Raw genomic sequence first — 19,749 nt, forward strand, 5'->3', positions numbered from 1 at the left:
AAATCCAGGAGACATTTCATGGACGTTCGCGCTGCTGTCGCCGTTCAGGCCGGCAAACCCCTCGAGATCATGACCGTACAACTGGAAGGCCCACGGGTCGGCGAAGTGCTGGTCGAGGTCAAGGCCACCGGCATTTGCCATACGGACGAGTTCACCCTGTCGGGTGCCGATCCGGAAGGCCTGTTTCCCGCCATCCTCGGCCATGAGGGTGCCGGCATCGTGGTCGACGTCGGCCCGGGCGTGACATCGTTGAAGAAGGGCGACCACGTCATTCCGCTCTACACGCCGGAATGCCGCGAATGCTATTCGTGCCTGTCGCGCAAGACGAACCTCTGCACCTCCATCCGCGCAACGCAGGGCCAGGGCCTGATGCCGGACGGCACGTCGCGGTTCTCGATCGGCAAGGACAAGATCTTCCACTACATGGGCTGCTCCACCTTCGCGAACTTCACGGTCCTGCCGGAAATCGCGTTGGCCAAGGTCAACCCGGACGCGCCCTTCGACAAGATCTGCTACATCGGCTGCGGCGTGACGACCGGCATCGGCGCCGTGATCAACACGGCCAAGGTCGAGATCGGTTCGACCGCCATTGTCTTCGGCCTCGGCGGCATCGGTCTCAACGTGCTGCAGGGTCTGCGTCTTGCCGGCGCGGACATGATCATCGGCGTCGACATCAACAATGATCGCAAGGCCTGGGGCGAAAAATTCGGCATGACGCATTTCGTCAATCCGAAGGAGGTCGGCGACGACATCGTGCCCTATCTGGTCAACCTGACGAAACGCAATGGCGACACGATCGGCGGCGCAGACTACACCTTCGACTGCACCGGCAACACGAAGGTCATGCGCCAGGCGCTCGAATCGTCGCATCGCGGCTGGGGCAAGTCCATCATCATCGGCGTTGCCGGCGCGGGCCAGGAAATCTCCACCCGCCCCTTTCAGCTGGTCACCGGCCGCAACTGGATGGGCACGGCCTTCGGTGGCGCGCGCGGCCGCACGGACGTGCCGAAGATCGTCGAATGGTACATGGAGGGCAAGATCCAGATCGACCCGATGATCACCCACACGATGCCGCTGGACGACATCAACAAGGGCTTCGACCTGATGCATTCGGGCGAAAGCATCCGCGGCGTCGTGGTCTACTGATGCCCAAAACCGCCTATACGGTCGATCTGCGGACGATGGACGCCCTGTCCGCAGCCGACCTGTATGCGCTGTTGAAAATGCGGGTCGATGTGTTCGTGGTGGAGCAGGCGTGCCCCTACCCGGAACTCGACGGCAAGGATTCGGCCGCATTGCACCTGCGGCTGATCGAGGGCGATGCGCTCGTCGCGTCCGCCCGACTGATCGAACCGCAGCAGTCGGGCGATCCGGTCCGCATCGGCCGCGTCGTCGTTTCACCGGATCATCGTGGCAGGCGGCTCGGAGACGCCCTGATGCGCGAGGCGGTCTCTGCCTGCGACACGACATTTCCAGGCGTGCCGATCGCACTTTCGGCGCAGAGCCATCTGCACGCGTTCTACACCGGTTTCGGCTTCATCGTGACATCCGACGAATATCTCGAAGACGGCATTCCCCATGTCGACATGCTGCGGCCCGCCTCACCCAGATCAACGGACATCTCATGATCTACGTCGATGCCGATGCCTGCCCCGTCAAGCCCGAAATCCTCAAGGTTGCCGAGCGGCACAATCTGCCGGTCACGCTGGTGGCCAATTCAGGGCTCCGGCCATCGCGCGATCCAATGGTGACGAACGTGATCGTGTCAACCGGTTTCGATGCGGCCGACGACTGGATTGCGGAACGCGCCGGCCCCGGCGATGTCGTGATTACCGCAGATGTGCCACTCGCCGGGCGCTGCGTTGCCAAGGGCGCACTGGTGACCGGACCGACGGGTCGCGTTTTCGATGTCGCGAATATCGGCATGGCAACCGCCATGCGGGATCTCGGCGCCCACCTTCGCGAGACCGGCGAGAGCCGTGGCTTCAATGCCGCCTTCACGGCCCGCGACCGTTCGGCCTTTCTCGAAACGCTCGACCGGCTCTGCCGTCGGGCGAAGCAGGCCTGAGGCGATGGCGCGCGCGAGCAGCAGGCTGATCCCCCGGCGACACCTGCCCTTTACGCTCGGTGCGGTCGTTGCTGCCCTGTCGCTGCCGATCGGCTTCGTCGAAAGCGAGCGCTTCGCGATCGAGCTTGCTGCCGTTCTCTTCTTCCTCGTTTACCTCGTGATGATCGCGATCCGTATTCCGAAGCTGAGCGGCGCCTATCTCAAGGAGAACGCTGCCGGTACAGACGAGCCGGAGATCGTCATCCTCGGCGTCACGCTCGCCGCCGTCGTCATCTGCCTCGTCTCCCTGTTTCAGGCGTTGAACGAGAAGGACGGCGCACCGCCCGCCGATCAGATCCTCGCCTTCGCCTCCGTGGCGCTCGGCTGGCTGACGGTGCATACGATGGCGGCCATCCATTATGCGCATCGTTACTGGAGCCCGGAGCTTTCCGAAGCCGGCGCGGGAGAGAACGGCGATCGCCGCGGGCTGGACTTTCCGGGCACGGACATGCCGGGTATCTTCGATTTCCTCTATTTCTCCTTCGTCATCGGCATGACGGCGCAGACATCGGATGTCGCGATCAACACGACGGCGATGCGCAAGATCAACCTGCTGCACGCCATCATCTCCTACTTCTTCAACACCGTGCTCATCGCCGTGGCGGTCAATGCTGCGGTCGCCCTGCTTTAACGCATCGTCCGGTTTGCCCTAAGGGAGTCTCCCATGAAAGTCCTGTCCCAGAACGTCGCCTTTGGTGGCATGCAAGGCGTTTATTCGCATCGCTCGGAAGCCTGCGACTGCGATATGACCTTTGCCGTCTTCGTGCCGCCGCAGGCCGTCAGCCAGCCCTGCCCGGTCGTCTGGTACCTCTCCGGCCTGACCTGCAGCCATGCCAACGTAATGGATAAGGGCGAGTACCGCCGGCTTGCGGCGGAACTCGGCCTCATCATCGTCTGCCCGGATACCAGCCCGCGAGGCGACGACGTTGCCGACGAAGCGGCGAACTGGCAGATGGGCAAGGGCGCCGGCTTCTATCTCGATGCCACGCAGGAACCCTGGGCGCGCCATTACCGCATGGAGACCTATATCACGCAGGAGCTGCCGGCGCTGATCGCCGCGCAGTTCCGCACGGACATGAACCGTCAGGCGATCTTCGGCCACTCCATGGGCGGACACGGCGCGATGACGATCGCCTTGAAGAACCCGGAACGTTTCCGCAGCTGCTCGGCCTTCGCCCCCATCGTTCAGCCCTCGACGGCCGATTGGTCTATGGGCACCTTCGAGAAATATCTCGGCACAGACAAGGCCGCCTGGCGCGCTTACGATGCATGCGCACTGGTCGAAGACGGCGCACGCTTCCCCGAATTCCTGATCGACCAGGGTACGGCCGACGGGTTCCTCGAAAACGGCCTGCGTCCTTGGGCTTTCGAGGAGGCGATCAAGGGCACCGGCATCGCCCTGACGCTCCGCATGCAGGAGCGCTATGATCACTCCTATTATTTCATCTCCACCTTCATGGACGATCACCTGCGGTGGCATGCGGAGCGGCTGGGCTGATGCCGGACACGGCAGTGCTTTCTCACGCGTCGGCCACTCGGCCCGGAAGATCCGGGCGATGCTGAACGTTCTCCTCGTCGCGCTGGGCGGCGCGCTCGGCTCCGTCCTTCGTTATCTCTGCGGCGTCGCCAGCGTCCGGCTGATGGGTGCCGGCTTTCCCTGGGGCACGCTGTTCGTCAACGTCACCGGCTCGTTCCTCATCGGCGTGCTCTCCGAGGTCGTCGTTCGGCGGTTCGGGGCTTCGCCGGAGCTGCGCCTCTTCCTCGTCACCGGCATTCTCGGCGGCTACACCACCTTCTCCGCCTTCTCGCTCGATGCCGCGATGCTGGCCGAACAGGGGCAATTCGGCTCGGCGGCGCTCTATGTGGCCCTCAGCCTCGTGCTTTCCGGCCTCGCCGTCGTTGCAGGTCTGGCCCTGATGCGCGCAATCGTCTAAAGCGGGCGCTTGAAGACGATGATGGATGGCAGGCCTTTGGCCGCCGAGGACGAAAGACCACTGACATGGCGGGTATCGAGCACAAGACGGTGGAAGCCGACGAAAACGGCATGCGCCTCGATCGCTGGTTCAAGGTGCATTATCCAGGCCTCGGATTCGGGCCGCTGCAGAAGCTGCTCCGCTCCGGTCAGGTCCGCGTGAACGGTGGCCGCGTGAAATCCGACTTTCGGGTGGAAGCCGGCCAGATGATCCGTATTCCGCCGATGGATGTCGATGAAAACCGCAAGTCGGGGCCCATCCCGAACCACGACCTGAAGCACTCGTCCGACCACGAGCTGCTGTCGCGCATGCTGCTGCACGAAGATGCCAAGGTGATCGTGCTGAACAAGCCGCCAGGCATCGCCGTGCAGGGCGGCTCTGGCCTCAACCGGCATATCGACCAGATGCTTGAAGCCTGGACCAGCCCGCGGGGCGAGAAGCCGCGGCTCGTGCACCGGCTCGATCGCGACACGTCGGGCGTGCTGGTCGTGGCGCGCACCCGCGGTGCTGCCCAGAAGCTGACGGCCGCGTTTCGCGAACGCGACACGAAGAAGACCTACTGGTCGCTGGTGAAGGGCGTTCCGCGCAAGCGCGAGGACAAGGTGTCCAGCTGGCTCGTCAAGGAACAGACGCCCGATGGCGACCGGATGCGCATCGCCCGTCATGGCGACGACGGCGCCGACCACGCGATTTCCTACTACCGGGTTCTGGAGCAGGCGGGCCAGAACTTTGCCTGGCTGGAGATGGAGCCTTACACCGGCCGAACCCACCAACTGCGCGTCCACGCCCTCCATATCGGCAATCCCATTATTGGCGACCCCAAGTACTTCGACGACGCCCCCGGCTGGAATTTCCCCAGCGGCGTCCAGAACCGCCTTCACCTCCATGCGCGCAAGATCGACATTCCCCATCCCGATGGCGGACGTCTGACGATCACGGCGCCGATGCCCCAGCATATGGTCCAGACCTGGAACCTCTTCGGTTTCGACATGGCCAATGCCGGAGAGGAATGATGCGGCTCGTCCTGTTCGATTGCGACGGCACGCTGGTCGATAGCGCCGGCGTGATCCACGCCACGATGGCGCGGACATTCGAGGCCTTCGGCCTCACGCCGCCGGCGCTCGAGGACACGAAGTCGATCATCGGCCTGACGCTCGACATCGCGATCGCCCGGCTGACCGGCGAACCGCATGTCAACGACCAGGCGCTGGCGATGACCGCGCATTACAAGGACATCTATACGGACGTCCGCGCCGCCGGCATGTCCGAGCAGCCCTTCCCGGGCATCGCCGCCATGATGGAAACGCTCTCGCAACGCGACGATCTGGTCATCGGTGCCGTCACGGGAAAATCCCGGCGCGGATTGGACATGATCCGCACGTCGCACGGCTTCGACTTCGCGGTCTCGCGCACCGCCGACGACTGCCCGTCCAAACCGCATCCCGCCATGGTGGCCGAATGCTGTGCGGAAGCCGGTTTTGAGCCGAGCGATACGCTTGTCATCGGCGACGCTATTTACGATATGCAGATGGCAAAGAGTGCGGGCGCCAAGGCCATCGGCGTTTCCTGGGGCTATGCGCCCACAAGCGCCCTCCTTGCCGCCGGCGCCGACCATATCGTCCAGACGCCGGACGATATTCTTGCCCTGCTGGAGACTGCGCATGTCTGATATCCGCGACGAATTCACAAACACCTTCAGCGATCCGGATCCGGTTCGCCGTGCGCAGATCCAGATGCTGAAGCCATTGCCGAAGCGTTTCTACAAAGAGGTCTCGATCGGCCGCGGTGAGGGCGACAGCTTCGCGATCCTGCTCGACGGACGCCCGGTGAAGACGCCTGCCAAGCAGGTACTGGCCGTGCCGACCGAGGGACTGGCCGAACTTCTGGCGGCGGAATGGGATGCACAGGTCGAAAACATCGATCCCGGTATCATGCCGGTCACGCGTCTGGTCAACAGCGCGCTTGATGGCGTGGCGAAGGACATTCGCGGCGTGTTCGAGGACATTTTGAACTTCGCAGGGACCGACATGCTCTGCTACCGCGCCGACCAGCCGGAAGGGCTCGTCGGCCGCCAGCAAGCGCAATGGGATCCCATCCTCGCCTGGATGTCGGAAGCGTTCGGCGCGCGTTTCATCCTTGCAGAGGGCGTCATCCACCAGCGCCAGCCGCAGGCGGCCATCTCGGCCTTTGCCGAGGCGCTGCGAGCCTATGCGACGCCGCTCGGGCTCTCCGCCATCCACGCCATGACCACCCTCACCGGCTCCGCCGTCCTGCCGCTCGCCATTGCCGAGCGTCGCCTGAGCGTGGACGAGGCCTGGGCGCTCGCCCATCTCGACGAAGACTGGCAGATTGAGCATTGGGGTACGGACGACGAAGCCTTTCAGCGCCGCGAACTTCGCTGGCGCGACATGCAGGCAGCAAATGCCGTGCTTGATTCGCTCAGAACAGCCTGAGACTCAGGCCGTCAGCTTCAGACCGGCGATACCCGCAACGATAAGGCCGATGCAGCCGAGCCGAAGTGCCGTTGCGGGCTCTGCAAACAGCACGATACCGAGAATAACGGTTCCGACCGTGCCGATGCCGGTCCAGATCGCATAGGCCGTTCCGAGCGGCAGGGTGCGCAACGCCATACCGAGGAGCGCAATGCTGGCCGCCATGGCGGCAATGGTCAGGATGGTGGGAAGCGGCTTCGAGAAGCCCTCGGTATATTTGAGGCCGATGGCCCAACCGATTTCGAACAGTCCGGCGAGAAAAAGCAGAAACCAAGACATGGAGATCACTCCCGTGAGGAGCGAGGCCGTCCCCGCATTGGTGTGAATTCGCGGTCGTCCGCTGCGCGCCTTATGCCATATAGAGCGACATTGCGCAATCTTCAGCGGTCGCCGCCCCGCTCCTTGCGCAGCTTGTCCCACCATTCCAACCGCTTGCGGATGTCGCGCTCGAAGCCGCGCTCGGGCGGATCGTAAAATTTCTGGCGACCCATCTTCTCCGGGAAATAATCCTGACCGGAGAACGCGTCGGGCTCATCATGATCGTAGCGGTAGCCATCGCCGTAGCCCTCGCCCTTCATGAGCTTGGTCGGGGCGTTGAGAATGTGCTTGGGTGGCAGCAGCGAGCCGTTCTGCTTGGCCGCCCGCATCGCCGCCTTGTAGGCCATGTAGACGGCGTTCGATTTCGGTGCGGTGGCGAGATAGACGCAGGCCTGCGCCAGCGCCAGTTCGCCCTCGGGCGAGCCGAGATAGTCATAGGCATCCTTGGCGGCATTGCAGACCACGAGCGCCTGCGGATCGGCCAGCCCGATATCCTCGACAGCCATGCGCACCAGACGCCGACCGAGATAGAGCGGGTCCTCCCCGGCATCGAACATGCGGCAGAGATAGTAGAGTGCCGCATCCGGATCCGAGCCGCGCACAGCCTTGTGGAGGGCCGAGATCAGATTGTAGTGCCCATCCTGCCCTTTGTCATAGACCGGCGCCCGTCGCTGGACCACATCCTGCAGCCCAGCAACGTCGAAGGTTTCGCCCTTGCGCGCGGCGCGCCAGACTTCCTCAGCCAGCGTCAGTGCCGCACGCCCGTCACCGTCCGCCATGCGCACGAGGCTCGCCCGCGCGTCCTCATCAAGCGGCAGCGGCTTGCCCTCGGTCGCCTCTGCGCGGCCCAGAAGTTCCCGCAGGCTCTCTTCGTCGTGGGAGCGGAAGGTGAGCACGCGCGCACGGGACAGGAGAGCCGCGTTGAGCTCGAAGGACGGGTTCTCCGTGGTGGCGCCAACGAGGATGATGGTGCCGTCTTCCATGACCGGCAAGAAGCTATCCTGCTGCGCACGATTGAACCGATGGATCTCGTCTACGAAGAGCAGGGTCTGGCGGCCGGACATGCGGCGTGTGCGTGCCGTCTCGAAGACCTTCTTCAGATCGGCCACGCCGGAGAAGATCGCCGAAATCTGCTCGAAAGCCAGTCCCGTTTCGCCGGAAAGAAGCCGTGCAACGGTCGTCTTGCCCGTGCCCGGCGGCCCCCAGAAGATCATGGAGCCGAGCGAACCAGAATCGATCATGCGCCGCAGCGCGCCGTCTTCCCCCGTCAGATGGGCTTGGCCCGTGACGTCGGCCAAAGTTTGCGGCCGCAGCCGGTCCGCCAGCGGCCGCTTCGCCTGCATTCCCTCCGGCTCGTGCGGCGCAAACAGATCGCTCATCGGAAGAACTGGCGGATCCGCTGCCCATCGCGCAGGATCTCGACACGCCAGAATGCCGGATCATCCGCCGTCGCCTTGACCAGCGTCTCGGTCTTATCGATCGGAACGCCGTTGACGGCCAAGATGATGTCCTTCGGCGCAAAGCCGACGCGAGCGGCAGGCGAACCTCGGTTTATCGCCGTGATCACGACGCCTTCCGACGTCGCCGGCATGCGGAGCTCATCGGCAAGGCGCGGCGAGAGGTTTCCGACGACGGCGCCGGCAAACGGCGTACGACCCTCGATCAGCCTCTCATCGCGCGGTGCCGTCTCCGGGGCCCGCTCGAGCCGCAGCATGACATCGCGCACCTTGCCGTTATCGGCCACGCTCAGCCGCGCATCCTTGCCGATGCCAACGGTGGTCAGGCGATAGCCGAGCGCATCGGGATGTTCGACCGGAATGCCATTCACGGCAGTGACCACCTCGCCGGGGCGGATGCCGGCTTTCTCGGCAGGGCCACCCTCAATGACGGAACTGACGAGAGCGCCGCGCGCGCGATCGAGACCGAGGGCGTCGGCGACTTCCGATGTTACGGGCTCGAAGCTCGCGCCGATGAACGGACGAACGAAGCTCCCGGTACCGCCCTTCGCCGATTCGATAAAGACTTTGACGAGATTGGCAGGAATGGCGAAGCCGACACCATTCGATCCGCCGCCGCGCGAGAAGATGGCCGTGTTGATGCCGATCAGTTCGCCCTTCATATCGATCAGGCCGCCACCAGAGTTGCCGGGATTGATCGCTGCGTCCGTCTGGATGAAGAAGCCGAAATCGCTACCCGGCGTCACTTGGTTGCGTGCAAGCGCCGACACGATACCGCTCGTCACCGTCTGCCCGACGCCGAAGGGGTTGCCGATCGCGAGCACGAGATCGCCCACCTCCACGCTGTCCGAATCACCGAGCGGAATTGTCTGGAACGGTACATTTCCTTCGATCTTCAGGACGGCGAGATCCAGCCGATCATCTTTCAGTACGACCTTCGATTCGAACTCGCGGCCATCCGCAAGCGCAACCTTGATGTCATCAGCGCCCTCGATGACGTGGTTGTTCGTCACCACGATGCCATCTGCCCCAACGATCACGCCGGACCCAAGCGAGGACTGCTTCTCGGAGCGGTTCGGCATGCGCTGGCCGAAGAACTGCTGCAGGAAGGGATCGTCGGCCAGTGGAGACCGGCTCTCGACAAGCTTCTCGGCATAGACGTTCACAACAGCATTCGCCGTCTGCTTGACGAGCGGCGAGAACGACATCTGCATGTCCGCCCGGCTTTCGGGGACTGCTTTCGTCGTACCGTCCGTTGCCGTGCTCGTGGCCGCCACCGGCGTCGTGACCGCACTGGTCTGTAGCTGGTCTACCGTTGGATAGGACACGCTGAGATCGGTCGGCGCCACGAAATGCGCAAGGAACATGATGATGACGAGGCCGGCGATACCGGACAGGACGAGGGACAATGGCGAGCGACGCATGGAAAACCCTTGGTGAAACGAGGATTGGCCGGAGCGATTCGGATGAACATGCGTCCACCCGAAAACTCCGGGTCGTTGTTCTATGGCATTGTCCGACCGCGAAGCGAACACGCTCCGCCCAGAAATGCTCTCGGGATGAGAAATAGGATGAAGCGCTTGGAAAGCAAAGACATCGTCCGCGGCAAAAACAAGACGCGCATTGTTCTGCCAGCCATCATCCGCGAGCAAGTACCCAAACGAAAACAGCCGGACTTTCGCCCGGCTGCTTTCAAACACAAAGACCTGAAGAAATCAGGCTGCTTCAGCGGCGTCCGCTTCTGCGACGACACGGGCCTTGTCAGCCGCGCCCTTGGCATCGACGTCGCGATCGACGAACTCGATGACGGCGATCGGTGCGTTGTCGCCCTGACGGTAGCCGGCCTTCATGATGCGAAGGTAGCCGCCATTGCGGGTGGCGTAGCGCGTCGCAATAGCATCGAACAGCTTGGCGACGACCGTGACGTCGCGGATCTGCGAGATGGCCTGACGACGGGCGTGCAGGTCGCCGCGCTTGCCGAGCGTGACGAGCTTTTCAACGATCGGACGGATTTCCTTGGCCTTCGGCAGGGTCGTGATGATCTGCTCGTGCAGGATCAGCGAAGCCGCCATGTTGGCGAACATCGCCTTACGGTGGCTGGCGGTACGGTTCAGCTTGCGGCCGGCTTTCTTGTGGCGCATGGCTATTCTCCTTTATGCAGGTGTCGCTCTCTCTGGAGGACCTGCCGTTTCCTGGCACATACAGGCACCAAACCGTATCCGGCCGGGCCTGCTGTTTGACGGGGAAAGGCAGAGTTTGGACCTGCCTTGTCTATTGTTCAAATCGCGGAATGCGAGCGGAAAACCGCTTCACAATTTTCCTCATCCCGCGATCAATACTGGTCTTCGTAACGCTTTGCGAGATCTTCGATGTTCTCAGGCGGCCATGCGGGCACTTCCATGCCGAGGTGCAGGCCCATGGAAGCGAGAACTTCCTTGATTTCGTTCAGCGACTTGCGGCCGAAGTTCGGAGTCCGGAGCATTTCGGCTTCCGTCTTCTGAATGAGGTCGCCGATGTAGACGATGTTGTCGTTCTTCAGGCAGTTTGCCGAACGGACCGACAGCTCGAGCTCGTCGACCTTCTTTAGCAGCGCCGGGTTGAACGCCAGTTCGGTAACGGCTTCTTCTTCAGCTTCCTTCTGCGGTTCGTCGAAGTTGACGAAGACGCCGAGCTGGTCCTGAAGGATACGCGCCGCGAAAGCGACGGCATCTTCGCCCGTTACCGAGCCATCGGTTTCGATCTGCATGGACAGCTTGTCGTAGTCGAGAACCTGGCCTTCACGGGTGTTTTCCACCTTGTAGGACACTTTCTTGACCGGCGAGTAGAGGCTGTCGACCGGGATGAGGCCGATCGGTGCATCTTCCGAACGGTTGCGATCCGCCGGAACATAGCCCTTGCCGTTGTTGACCGTGAACTCCATGCGGATCTCCGCGCCCTCGTCGAGCGTGCAGATGACATGGTTCGGGTTCAGGATCTCGATGTCGCCGACCGTCTGGATATCGCCAGCCGTGACCACACCCGGGCCCTGCTTGCGAACGACCATGCGCTTGGCATCGTCGCCGTCCATCTTGATGGCGATCTCCTTGATGTTCAGGACGATGTCGGTGACATCTTCGCGAACACCCGGGATCGACGAGAACTCATGCAGAACGCCGTCGATCTGCACGGCCGTGACGGCGGCGCCGCGGAGCGACGAGAGAAGAACGCGGCGCAGCGCGTTGCCGAGGGTCAGACCGAAGCCACGTTCCAGCGGTTCCGCGACCAAGCTAACCTTGGTGCGACCGGAAGACGCGAACTCGACCTTGTTCGGCTTGATCAGTTCCTGCCAGTTTTTCTGAATCATATGTTTTGCCTTCCGTTCATTGCCACCATCCAGTCGTGGCAACGGAGCCCTGAAGCGCCGGCGAGAGCGATCTCCCGCCGGACCTGATGACGAGTGCGTATCAGACGCGGCGCTTCTTGCGCGGACGGCAACCATTGTGCGGGATCGGCGTCACGTCGCGGATGGACGTGATCATGAAGCCGGCGGCCTGCAGAGCGCGCAGAGCCGACTCACGGCCGGAACCCGGGCCGGTGACTTCGACTTCGAGCGTCTTCATGCCGTGTTCCTGCGCCTTCTTGGCAGCATCTTCAGCGGCGATCTGGGCGGCGAACGGGGTCGACTTGCGCGAGCCCTTGAAGCCCTTCGAGCCGGCCGACGACCATGCAATGGCATTGCCCTGCGCATCGGTGATGGTGATCATCGTATTGTTGAACGACGAGTTCACGTGGGCGACGCCCGTCGAGATATTCTTGCGTTCGCGACGACGTACGCGTGTGGCTTCCTTGGCCATGTTTACCCTTTCACGGATCTCTGCACCGCCGTAATTCCAGCGGCTACACCGGGGAGCCATGCTCCCCACTTTCATCAGCAATGCCGGAACCCTTCAGGGGCTCCCCGGCATCGCGGCGATATCAACGCTGCCGTATTTCCAGCAGCTCCACCGAACGATGGCCCAGCCATCCTCGACATACCAAAAAGAGGCCGGTGCTTCGCACCAGCCCCCTCACCCCCGTTTCCGGGAGATTATTTCTTCTTACCAGCAATCGCCTTTGCCGGGCCCTTGCGGGTGCGGGCATTGGTGTGCGTGCGCTGGCCGCGAACGGGCAGCGAGCGACGATGACGCAGGCCGCGGTAGCAGCCGAGGTCCATCAGACGCTTGATGTTCATCGACGTCTCGCGACGCAGGTCACCTTCGACCTGGTATTCGCGGTCGATGGCTTCGCGGATCTGAAGAACTTCAGCATCCGTGAGCTGATGCACGCGGCGTTCAGCCGGAATACCGACCTTTGCGACGATTTCCTGTGCGAATTTCGGTCCAATCCCGTGAATATAGGTGAGCGCGATAACAACGCGCTTTGCCGTCGGGATGTTGACGCCAGCGATACGAGCCACGTCTGTTCTCCTTGCTTCCAGTTGCCATCCGGCAATAGGTGCTTCTATGCAGCCTTGAATAGCCGTCAGTTTCAATTTTCGTTCGGAACACGGGACAAATGCCGAGCCCGGACTTCACTTGTGAAATCCGCGCCATTCCCCTGCATGTTGCGAGTTAGCGCGGTCTTTAGACGGAATCGGCCGGAAAAGTCAACTCCCGGCCAGTCCTTTTCTTGTCCAACAAGGCTTTGCGCCCGGTATCGTCAGGCTTCGGCCGCAGCCGAAGCAAGAATCTCGTTGATCTGTCGCGTGACCGTTTCCACAGGCGCCATACCATCAAGCGTTTTCAGCTCTCCGGTCTTTGCGTAATGCTGCGAAAGCGGTGCTGTCTTCTCGCGATATTCGACAAGACGCTTCTTAACCGATTCTGGATTGTCGTCCGAGCGAACTTTGCCGCCGGCTGCCAAAGTTTCTGCGACTCGATTCTCGATCCGGCGCAGAAGGGCTGCTTCATCGACCTTGAGCTCTATAACGGCATCCAACTTCAGCCCCTTGCCCTCAAGCATCTGCCCGAGGGCGACCGCCTGCGGAACCGTCCGCGGGTAGCCGTCCAGAATGAAGCCATTCGCACAGTCGGGAGTGTCGATGCGATCCGAGACGATCTCGTTGACGATCTCGTCCGACACGAGCTGCCCCGCGTCCATGACCGCCTTCGCCCGCTTGCCGACGTCGCTCTCCTCCGCGACGGCGGCCCGTAGCATGTCACCGGTCGACAACTGGGGAATGCCGAAGCGTTCCGTCAGAAGCTTGGCCTGCGTCCCCTTGCCGGCCCCGGGCGGTCCTAAAAATATCAGTCTCATCGGCCCCTCTTCCCTCCACGCAACTTCGACTTCTTGATCAGCCCCTCATACTGCTGAGCGATCAGATGACCCTGGATCTGTGCTACAGTATCAAGCGTCACGCTGACAACAATCAAAAGCGATGTACCACCAAGGTAGAAGGGCACGCCCGTCTGCGCGATGACGAATTCCGGCAGGATGCAGACGAAGATCAGGTAGATCGCGCCAACGACGGTGATCCGCGTCAGGACGTAGTCGATGTATTCGGCCGTGCGTTCACCCGGACGGATACCGAGGATGAAGCCACCGTGCTTTTTCAGGTTATCGGCCGTGTCCTTCGGATTGAACACGATCGCCGTGTAGAAGAAGGCAAAGAACGCGATCATGGCGGCGTAGAGCACCATGTAGAGCGGCTGTCCGTGCGCAAGCGAGCCGACGATGGTGGTTGCCCAGCCCGGAAGCGTGGCGCTGTCTGCGAAGCCTGCCAGCGTTGCCGGCAGCAGAAGCAGCGACGAGGCGAAGATCGCGGGGATGACGCCGGCCGTGTTCAGCTTCAGCGGCAGGTGCGACGTGTCGCCCTGGAACATGCGGTTGCCGACCTGGCGCTTCGGATACTGGATCAGCAGGCGGCGCTGCGCGCGTTCAACGAAAACGATGAGCGCGATAACGCCGACGACCATGATGATGATGCCGAGAATCAGTGGCGTGGACAGAGCGCCCGTACGACCAAGCTCAAGCGTACCGGCAAGGGCCGTCGGCAGGTGCGCGACGATGCCAGCGAAGATGATCAGCGAGATACCGTTGCCGATACCGCGCGAAGTGATCTGTTCGCCGAGCCACATCAGGAACATCGTGCCGCCGAGCAGCGAGATGACGGTGGAGATGCGGAAGAACCAGCCCGGATCGTTCACGAGACCGTTGCCGCTCTCAAGGCCGACGGCAATGCCGTATGCCTGCAGCAGGCCGAGCAGCACCGTGCCGTAGCGCGTGTACTGGTTGATGATCTTGCGGCCCTGCTCGCCTTCCTTCTTCAGCTGCTCCAGCGAGGGAACGACCGAGGTCATGAGCTGGACGATGATCGAAGCGGAGATATAGGGCATGATCCCGAGCGCGAAGATCGCCATGCGCGAGACCGCGCCGCCGGAAAACATGTTGAAAAGGCCGAGGATGCCGCCGCTCTGTCCCTGGAATGCCTGGGCGAACGCATCGGGATTGAGACCCGGAAGCGGGATATAGGTGCCGAGCCGGTAGACCAGCAGCGCGCCGAGCGTAAACCAGAGGCGCTTCTTGAGGTCCTCCGCCTTCGCGAACGTTCTGAAATTGAGATTGGAGGCGAGCTGTTCCGCTGCAGAAGCCATGCGATTCTCCGCGTAGCCAGTTCCGAACCCGCGGCGTCAGACCCGGCCGACTCCGGAAAAGCTTGAATTACGTTTCTGCACGACGTCTTAGAACCAAATCGATTGAAAGAGCAATCATGCGCTTGTCGATATCTCCAGGCATATCGTCACATCCACCAAGGGAATGTCGTCCAGTCGCCTTTGGAGATCCGGCCCGGAGATGCTGGCCAACCGACCGACCTCCCCTGCCCTCTACGCCTCGCCCGCGCTTCTCGCGCGTCCTCCAGACGCAATAAACCGCCCGGTGTGTAACACCCCGGGCGGTCCGTCTTCAAGATTATTCGCTGGCAGCGACCGGCTTGGCAGACAGCAGCTTGATGGAGCCGCCGGCCTTTTCGATCTTCTCGACAGCGGACTGCGAGGCACCGGCCACTTCGATCGTAACCTTGCCCGTGAGTTCGCCGTCCGAGAGAACGCGAACGCCGTCGCGCGCGCGGCGGATGATGCCGGCAGCCTTCAGGGCAGCAGCATCGATCGTGGCGGTTGCGTCGAGCTTCTTGGCGTCGATTGCGGTCTGGATACGGCCGAGCGACACGACAACAAAGTCCGAACGGAAGATGTTGTTGAAGCCGCGCTTCGGCAGACGACGGTAGATAGGCATCTGACCGCCTTCAAAGCCGTTGATCGCGACGCCGGAACGGGCCTTCTGACCCTTGACACCGCGGCCGGCCGTCTTGCCGGAGCCCGAGCCGATACCACGACCCAGACGCTTGCGCGAATGGGTGGCACCTTCGTTGTCTCTGATTTCATTCAGCTTCATGATGGTATCTCCCTCACTTCTCGTCGATAACGCGGACGAGGTGCTGGACGGACCGGATCATGCCGCGAACGGAAGGCGTGTCTTCCAGCGTGCGCACCCGGTGCATCTTGTTGAGACCCAGGCCGATCAGCGTTGCACGCTGGCTGGCGGGGCGGCGGATGGGGCTGCCGATCTGCTCGACAGTAACCGTCTTACCGGTGGTTTCAGTAGCCATCGTACGGACTCCCTTATTCTTCCGACGTGACGCCAGCCGCTTCGCGACGGGCCTGCAGCGTGGCGAACTTGAGGCCGCGCTGTGCCGCGATATCCTTCGGGTGCATCTGGTTCTTCAGAGCATCGAAAGTGGCGCGGATCATGTTGTAGGGGTTGGACGAACCGGTCGACTTGGCAACGACGTCGTGCATGCCGAGCGTTTCGAAAACAGCGCGCATCGGGCCGCCGGCGATGATGCCGGTACCAGCCTTGGCCGAACGCAGCAGGACCTTGCCGGCGCCGTGGCGGCCGTGAACGTCATGATGCAGGGTACGGCCGGAGCGCAGCGGAACGAAGATCAGTTCGCGCTTGGCAGCTTCTGTCGCCTTGCGGATGGCTTCCGGCACTTCACGTGCCTTGCCATGACCGAAGCCGACGCGGCCCTTCTGGTCGCCGACGACGACGAGAGCAGCGAAGCCGAAACGACGGCCGCCCTTCACCACTTTGGCGACGCGGTTGATTGCTACGAGCTTGTCAACGAATTCGCTGTCGCGCTCTTCACGGTTCTGGCGGTCGTCGCGAGAACCTCTTCTTTCTTGTGCCATTGTCCTTTTCCTTTTTCTTTTCCGGGTGCAATCGGCAGATTGATCGGTGCCGCCCCTCGCAAGTTGCGAGAGTACGGCGAATTCCCAACATGGCTTCGGCCCGGATGTACCGGGCCGGCCCGTCGTGGAAATGGGAGCCTTACTTGCCTTCGTCAGATTCGGAAAGCCGGTTCTCGGCTTTCCTCATCAAACTTAGAAGTTGAGGCCACCTTCGCGGGCGGCTTCAGCCAGGGCCTTGATACGGCCATGATAGATGAAGGCGCCACGATCGAAGACGACGTCCTTGACGCCGGCTTCGGATGCACGCTCCGCGAGGAGCTTGCCGACGGCAGCAGCTGCTGCCGTGTCGGCGCCCGTCTTCAGAGACGTGCGCAGACCGGTGTCGAGCGTCGAAGCGGACGCCAGCGTCGTGCCAGCGACATCGTCGATGACCTGTGCGTAGATGTTCTTCGACGAGCGATGAACCGACAGGCGCGGACGGCCGTTGGCGACCGCCTTGATTTGACGACGAACGCGCGAAGCGCGACGTACAAGATTATCTTTCCTGCTAGCCATTTCGCGTGATCCTTACTTCTTCTTGCCTTCTTTGCGGATGATCCGCTCGCCCGCGTACTTGACGCCCTTGCCCTTGTAGGGCTCGGGGCCGCGGTATTCGCGAATCTCTGCTGCCACCTGGCCGACCTGCTGCTTGTTGATACCCGTGACGACGATTTCCGTCGGCTTGGGAACAGCGATCGTGATGCCTTCCGGCGTCTGGTAGACGACGTCATGGCTGAAGCCGAGTGCCAGCTGCAGGTTCTTGCCCTGCAGGGCCGCACGGTAACCGACGCCGTTGATTTCGAGCTTGCGCTCGAAGCCGTCCTTAACGCCCTTCAGGATGTTCTCGACCATCGTGCGGGACATGCCCCACTTGGAACGAGCATCCTTGGACTGGCTGACCGGCTCGACGACAACGGCGTTGTCTTCCAGCTTTACAGTGACTTCGTCGTTCGCGACGAAGAACAGTTCGCCCTTCGGGCCCTTTGCCGTCACCTTCTGTCCATCGACAGTCGCGGTGACACCAGCGGGAACCTGAACGGGCTTCTTACCGATACGAGACATGTTTCAATCCTGTCTGTTCGTTCTGGAGATCCCTGGTCCGTATTAGAATACGGAGCAGAGAACCTCGCCGCCAACGTTCTGTTCACGAGCCTGGTGATCGGCCATCACACCCTTCGGAGTCGAAAGGATGGTGATGCCGAGACCGTTCGCGACCTGCGGAATGGACTTTACCGAGACATAGACCCGGCGGCCCGGCTTGGACACGCGGCCGATCTCACGGATCACCGACGCGCCTTCGTAGTACTTCAGCTCGATGTTGAGCTCGGACTTGCCGTTGTCGAAATCGACTTCGGAGTAGCCGCGGATGTAGCCTTCCGACTGCAGCACGTCGAGAACGCGGGCGCGCAGCTTGGAAGCCGGCGTCGTTACGTTCGTCTTGCGGCGTGCAGCGCCGTTACGGATACGGGTGAGCATATCGCCCAAGGGATCAGTCATTGTCATTTGCCCGTCTCCTTACCAGCTCGACTTCACGATACCCGGGATCTTGCCGAAATTGCCCAGTTCGCGCAGAGCGATACGGGACATTCCCAGCTTCCGGTAGTAGGCGCGCGGACGGCCGGTGACTTCGCAACGGTTGCGAACGCGGGTCTTCGACCCATCACGCGGCAGGCTTGCCAGTTTCAGAGTTGCCTTGAACCGCTCTTCGATCGGAAGAGACTGGTTCATGATGGTCGCCTTCAGCTCGGCCCGCTTGGAGGCCTGCTGGGTGACCAGCTTGCGGCGGCGCTTGTTCTTTTCAACTGCGCTCGTTTTCGCCATGAAACGTAATCCTTCTGCTTGTCGTTACGGCTTACTGGCGGAACGGGAAGTTGAACTCTGTGAGCAGAGCCCGCGCTTCGTCGTCCGTCGTGGCCGTCGTGCAAACGATGATGTCCATGCCCCACATCTGATCGACCTTGTCGTAGTTGATCTCAGGGAACACAATGTGTTCCTTCACGCCCATGGCGAAGTTGCCACGGCCGTCGAAGGATTTCGGGTTCAGTCCGCGGAAGTCGCGAACGCGCGGAAGCGCGATGTTGATCAGGCGGTCCAGAAATTCATACATGCGTGCGCCGCGCAGGGTAACCTTTGCGCCGATCGGCATGTCTTCGCGCAGCTTGAAGCCGGCGATGGAGGTGCGAGCCTTGGTGACAACCGGCTTCTGGCCGGCGATCGCTGCAAGGTCGGCAGCCGCGATCGTAGGCTTCTTCGAGTCTGCCGTCGCTTCGCCCACGCCCATGTTGATGACGATCTTGTCGAGCTTCGGGATCATCATTTCGTTGGCGTAGGAGAACTTCTCCCGCAGTGCCGGACGAATGCGAGCGTTGTACTCGCTCTTGAGCCGAGGCTCATAGGTCTTGGTGTCAGCCATCAGATAACATCTCCCGAACGCTTGGCCACGCGAACCTTCTTGTCGCCATCGATGCGGAAACCGACGCGGGTGGCCTTGCCGTCCGTGTCAGCGATCGCGATGTTCGACAGGTGGATCGGGGCTTCCTTGTTGATGATGCCGGCTTCCTGGCTCTGGGTCTGGCGCTGGTGACGCTTCACCATGTTGACGCCACGCACGACAGCCTTGTCGTCCTTCGGCATGACCTGGATAACTTCGCCGGTCCGGCCCTTGTCCTTGCCGGCGAGTACGACGACCTTGTCGCCCTTACGAATCTTGTTCATCTCTAATCGCCCCTTACAGTACTTCTGGAGCCAGCGAGATGATCTTCATGTGGTTCTTGGCGCGAAGCTCGCGCGGAACCGGTCCGAAGATACGGGTGCCGATCGGCTCTTTCTTGTTGTCGATAAGAACGGCTGCGTTGTTATCGAAGCGGATGACGCTGCCGTCCGGACGACGAATGTCCTTGGCGGTGCGTACGACGACCGCCTTCATCACATCGCCCTTCTTGACGCGGCCGCGCGGGATGGCTTCCTTGATGGAAACGACGATGACGTCGCCCACGGAAGCATACTTGCGCTTGGAGCCGCCCAGCACCTTGATGCACATGACACGACGTGCGCCGGAATTATCCGCCACGTCGAGGTTTGTTTGCATCTGAATCATGTCAGGTCGCCTTCTTGTTGTGACCGAACCGGTTGGGATCTCCTCATCGTGAAAGAGAG

The 19,749-nt window shown here is 61.9% G+C and carries 28 protein-coding genes; 9 read left to right on the plus strand and 19 right to left on the minus strand.

The window, feature by feature from the left end; genetic code table 11:
• The first annotated feature begins 18 nt into the window (after window positions 1-18).
• The 9 genes from C8J33_RS05530 (at window position 19) to C8J33_RS05570 (ending at window position 6,533) form a co-directional block, all read left to right on the plus strand.
• Window positions 19-1,146, plus strand: a complete 1,128-nt coding sequence (locus C8J33_RS05530; RefSeq protein ID WP_132663407.1) for an S-(hydroxymethyl)glutathione dehydrogenase/class III alcohol dehydrogenase — start codon at window positions 19-21, stop codon at window positions 1,144-1,146.
• The gene (locus tag C8J33_RS05535; RefSeq protein ID WP_132663408.1) at window positions 1,146-1,628 is read left to right on the plus strand and encodes a GNAT family N-acetyltransferase; all 483 of its coding nucleotides are present in this window, start codon (window positions 1,146-1,148) and stop codon (window positions 1,626-1,628) included. The genes C8J33_RS05530 and C8J33_RS05535 overlap by 1 nt, the downstream gene beginning before the upstream one ends.
• Window positions 1,625-2,068 (plus strand): YaiI/YqxD family protein, encoded by a 444-nt coding sequence (locus C8J33_RS05540; RefSeq protein WP_132663409.1) that lies wholly within the window; start codon window positions 1,625-1,627, stop codon window positions 2,066-2,068. The genes C8J33_RS05535 and C8J33_RS05540 overlap by 4 nt, the downstream gene beginning before the upstream one ends.
• A 4-nt stretch (window positions 2,069-2,072) precedes the next feature.
• Window positions 2,073-2,738: a DUF1345 domain-containing protein gene (locus C8J33_RS05545; protein WP_132663410.1), complete on the plus strand. Its 666-nt coding sequence runs from the start codon at window positions 2,073-2,075 to the stop codon at window positions 2,736-2,738.
• 33 nt (window positions 2,739-2,771) lie between these two features.
• Window positions 2,772-3,605 carry an S-formylglutathione hydrolase gene (gene fghA, locus C8J33_RS05550; protein ID WP_132663411.1) on the plus strand — a complete coding sequence of 278 codons (834 nt, stop codon included), beginning with the start codon at window positions 2,772-2,774 and terminating at the stop codon, window positions 3,603-3,605.
• 58 nt (window positions 3,606-3,663) lie between these two features.
• Window positions 3,664-4,041, plus strand: a complete 378-nt coding sequence (crcB, locus tag C8J33_RS05555; RefSeq protein ID WP_132663412.1) for a fluoride efflux transporter CrcB — start codon at window positions 3,664-3,666, stop codon at window positions 4,039-4,041.
• 65 nt (window positions 4,042-4,106) lie between these two features.
• Window positions 4,107-5,093 carry an RluA family pseudouridine synthase gene (locus C8J33_RS05560; protein WP_132663413.1) on the plus strand — a complete coding sequence of 329 codons (987 nt, stop codon included), beginning with the start codon at window positions 4,107-4,109 and terminating at the stop codon, window positions 5,091-5,093.
• Window positions 5,093-5,749, plus strand: coding sequence for an HAD-IA family hydrolase (locus C8J33_RS05565; RefSeq protein ID WP_132664466.1), 657 nt, complete (start codon window positions 5,093-5,095; stop codon window positions 5,747-5,749). Before C8J33_RS05560 ends, C8J33_RS05565 begins: the two co-directional genes overlap by 1 nt.
• Entirely contained in the window at window positions 5,742-6,533 is a 792-nt protein-coding gene (locus C8J33_RS05570; protein ID WP_132663414.1) for an ATP12 family chaperone protein, read from the plus strand. The genes C8J33_RS05565 and C8J33_RS05570 overlap by 8 nt, the downstream gene beginning before the upstream one ends.
• 3 nt (window positions 6,534-6,536) lie before the next feature.
• Here the strand turns inward: C8J33_RS05570 and sugE are convergent, their stop codons facing one another.
• The 19 genes from sugE to rplN all read right to left on the minus strand — a co-directional run bounded on the left by sugE (window position 6,537) and on the right by rplN (window position 19,690).
• Window positions 6,537-6,851, minus strand: a complete 315-nt coding sequence (gene sugE, locus C8J33_RS05575; RefSeq protein WP_132663415.1) for a quaternary ammonium compound efflux SMR transporter SugE — start codon at window positions 6,849-6,851, stop codon at window positions 6,537-6,539.
• Window positions 6,852-6,952: 101 nt separating this feature from the next.
• On the minus strand, window positions 6,953-8,269 hold the full coding sequence (locus C8J33_RS05580; RefSeq protein ID WP_132663416.1) for a replication-associated recombination protein A: 1,317 nt from the start codon (window positions 8,267-8,269) through the stop codon (window positions 6,953-6,955).
• Window positions 8,266-9,561 (minus strand): DegQ family serine endoprotease, encoded by a 1,296-nt coding sequence (locus tag C8J33_RS05585; RefSeq protein ID WP_422038061.1) that lies wholly within the window; start codon window positions 9,559-9,561, stop codon window positions 8,266-8,268. The genes C8J33_RS05580 and C8J33_RS05585 overlap by 4 nt, the downstream gene beginning before the upstream one ends.
• 501 nt (window positions 9,562-10,062) lie before the next feature.
• Window positions 10,063-10,488 carry a 50S ribosomal protein L17 gene (gene rplQ, locus C8J33_RS05590; protein ID WP_110798751.1) on the minus strand — a complete coding sequence of 142 codons (426 nt, stop codon included), beginning with the start codon at window positions 10,486-10,488 and terminating at the stop codon, window positions 10,063-10,065.
• Between the two features lie 191 nt (window positions 10,489-10,679).
• Window positions 10,680-11,690, minus strand: a complete 1,011-nt coding sequence (locus tag C8J33_RS05595; RefSeq protein WP_110729614.1) for a DNA-directed RNA polymerase subunit alpha — start codon at window positions 11,688-11,690, stop codon at window positions 10,680-10,682.
• 100 nt (window positions 11,691-11,790) lie between these two features.
• Entirely contained in the window at window positions 11,791-12,180 is a 390-nt protein-coding gene (rpsK, locus tag C8J33_RS05600) for a 30S ribosomal protein S11 (protein ID WP_062468256.1), read from the minus strand.
• Between the two features lie 233 nt (window positions 12,181-12,413).
• Window positions 12,414-12,782, minus strand: coding sequence for a 30S ribosomal protein S13 (rpsM, locus tag C8J33_RS05605; RefSeq protein WP_062596570.1), 369 nt, complete (start codon window positions 12,780-12,782; stop codon window positions 12,414-12,416).
• 242 nt (window positions 12,783-13,024) lie between these two features.
• Entirely contained in the window at window positions 13,025-13,621 is a 597-nt protein-coding gene (locus C8J33_RS05610) for an adenylate kinase (protein WP_132663418.1), read from the minus strand.
• The gene (gene secY / locus C8J33_RS05615) at window positions 13,618-14,958 is read right to left on the minus strand and encodes a preprotein translocase subunit SecY (RefSeq protein ID WP_132449306.1); all 1,341 of its coding nucleotides are present in this window, start codon (window positions 14,956-14,958) and stop codon (window positions 13,618-13,620) included. The genes C8J33_RS05610 and secY overlap by 4 nt, the downstream gene beginning before the upstream one ends.
• 316 nt (window positions 14,959-15,274) lie before the next feature.
• Window positions 15,275-15,757, minus strand: a complete 483-nt coding sequence (gene rplO / locus C8J33_RS05620) for a 50S ribosomal protein L15 (RefSeq protein WP_110729611.1) — start codon at window positions 15,755-15,757, stop codon at window positions 15,275-15,277.
• A 13-nt stretch (window positions 15,758-15,770) separates the two neighbouring features.
• Window positions 15,771-15,971: a 50S ribosomal protein L30 gene (gene rpmD, locus C8J33_RS05625; RefSeq protein WP_062596574.1), complete on the minus strand. Its 201-nt coding sequence runs from the start codon at window positions 15,969-15,971 to the stop codon at window positions 15,771-15,773.
• A gap of 13 nt (window positions 15,972-15,984) precedes the next feature.
• Window positions 15,985-16,554 (minus strand): 30S ribosomal protein S5, encoded by a 570-nt coding sequence (rpsE, locus tag C8J33_RS05630; RefSeq protein ID WP_062468268.1) that lies wholly within the window; start codon window positions 16,552-16,554, stop codon window positions 15,985-15,987.
• Between the two features lie 192 nt (window positions 16,555-16,746).
• Window positions 16,747-17,109 (minus strand): 50S ribosomal protein L18, encoded by a 363-nt coding sequence (rplR, locus tag C8J33_RS05635; RefSeq protein WP_062468270.1) that lies wholly within the window; start codon window positions 17,107-17,109, stop codon window positions 16,747-16,749.
• Between the two features lie 12 nt (window positions 17,110-17,121).
• The gene (gene rplF / locus C8J33_RS05640) at window positions 17,122-17,655 is read right to left on the minus strand and encodes a 50S ribosomal protein L6 (protein ID WP_110798748.1); all 534 of its coding nucleotides are present in this window, start codon (window positions 17,653-17,655) and stop codon (window positions 17,122-17,124) included.
• A gap of 42 nt (window positions 17,656-17,697) precedes the next feature.
• Window positions 17,698-18,096: a 30S ribosomal protein S8 gene (gene rpsH, locus C8J33_RS05645; protein ID WP_062468274.1), complete on the minus strand. Its 399-nt coding sequence runs from the start codon at window positions 18,094-18,096 to the stop codon at window positions 17,698-17,700.
• Between the two features lie 12 nt (window positions 18,097-18,108).
• On the minus strand, window positions 18,109-18,414 hold the full coding sequence (gene rpsN, locus C8J33_RS05650) for a 30S ribosomal protein S14 (RefSeq protein ID WP_062596576.1): 306 nt from the start codon (window positions 18,412-18,414) through the stop codon (window positions 18,109-18,111).
• A 31-nt stretch (window positions 18,415-18,445) separates the two neighbouring features.
• Entirely contained in the window at window positions 18,446-19,006 is a 561-nt protein-coding gene (rplE, locus tag C8J33_RS05655) for a 50S ribosomal protein L5 (protein WP_110798747.1), read from the minus strand.
• A complete protein-coding gene (gene rplX / locus C8J33_RS05660) occupies window positions 19,006-19,308 on the minus strand; it encodes a 50S ribosomal protein L24 (protein WP_062596578.1) in 303 nt (100 codons plus the stop codon). The genes rplE and rplX overlap by 1 nt, the downstream gene beginning before the upstream one ends.
• Window positions 19,309-19,321: 13 nt before the next feature.
• The gene (gene rplN / locus C8J33_RS05665; RefSeq protein ID WP_062468282.1) at window positions 19,322-19,690 is read right to left on the minus strand and encodes a 50S ribosomal protein L14; all 369 of its coding nucleotides are present in this window, start codon (window positions 19,688-19,690) and stop codon (window positions 19,322-19,324) included.
• Window positions 19,691-19,749 lie beyond the last annotated feature (59 nt).

It is taken from the genome of Rhizobium sp. PP-CC-3G-465, assembly GCF_004343445.1.
Classification (GTDB): domain Bacteria; phylum Pseudomonadota; class Alphaproteobacteria; order Rhizobiales; family Rhizobiaceae; genus Ferranicluibacter; species Ferranicluibacter rubi.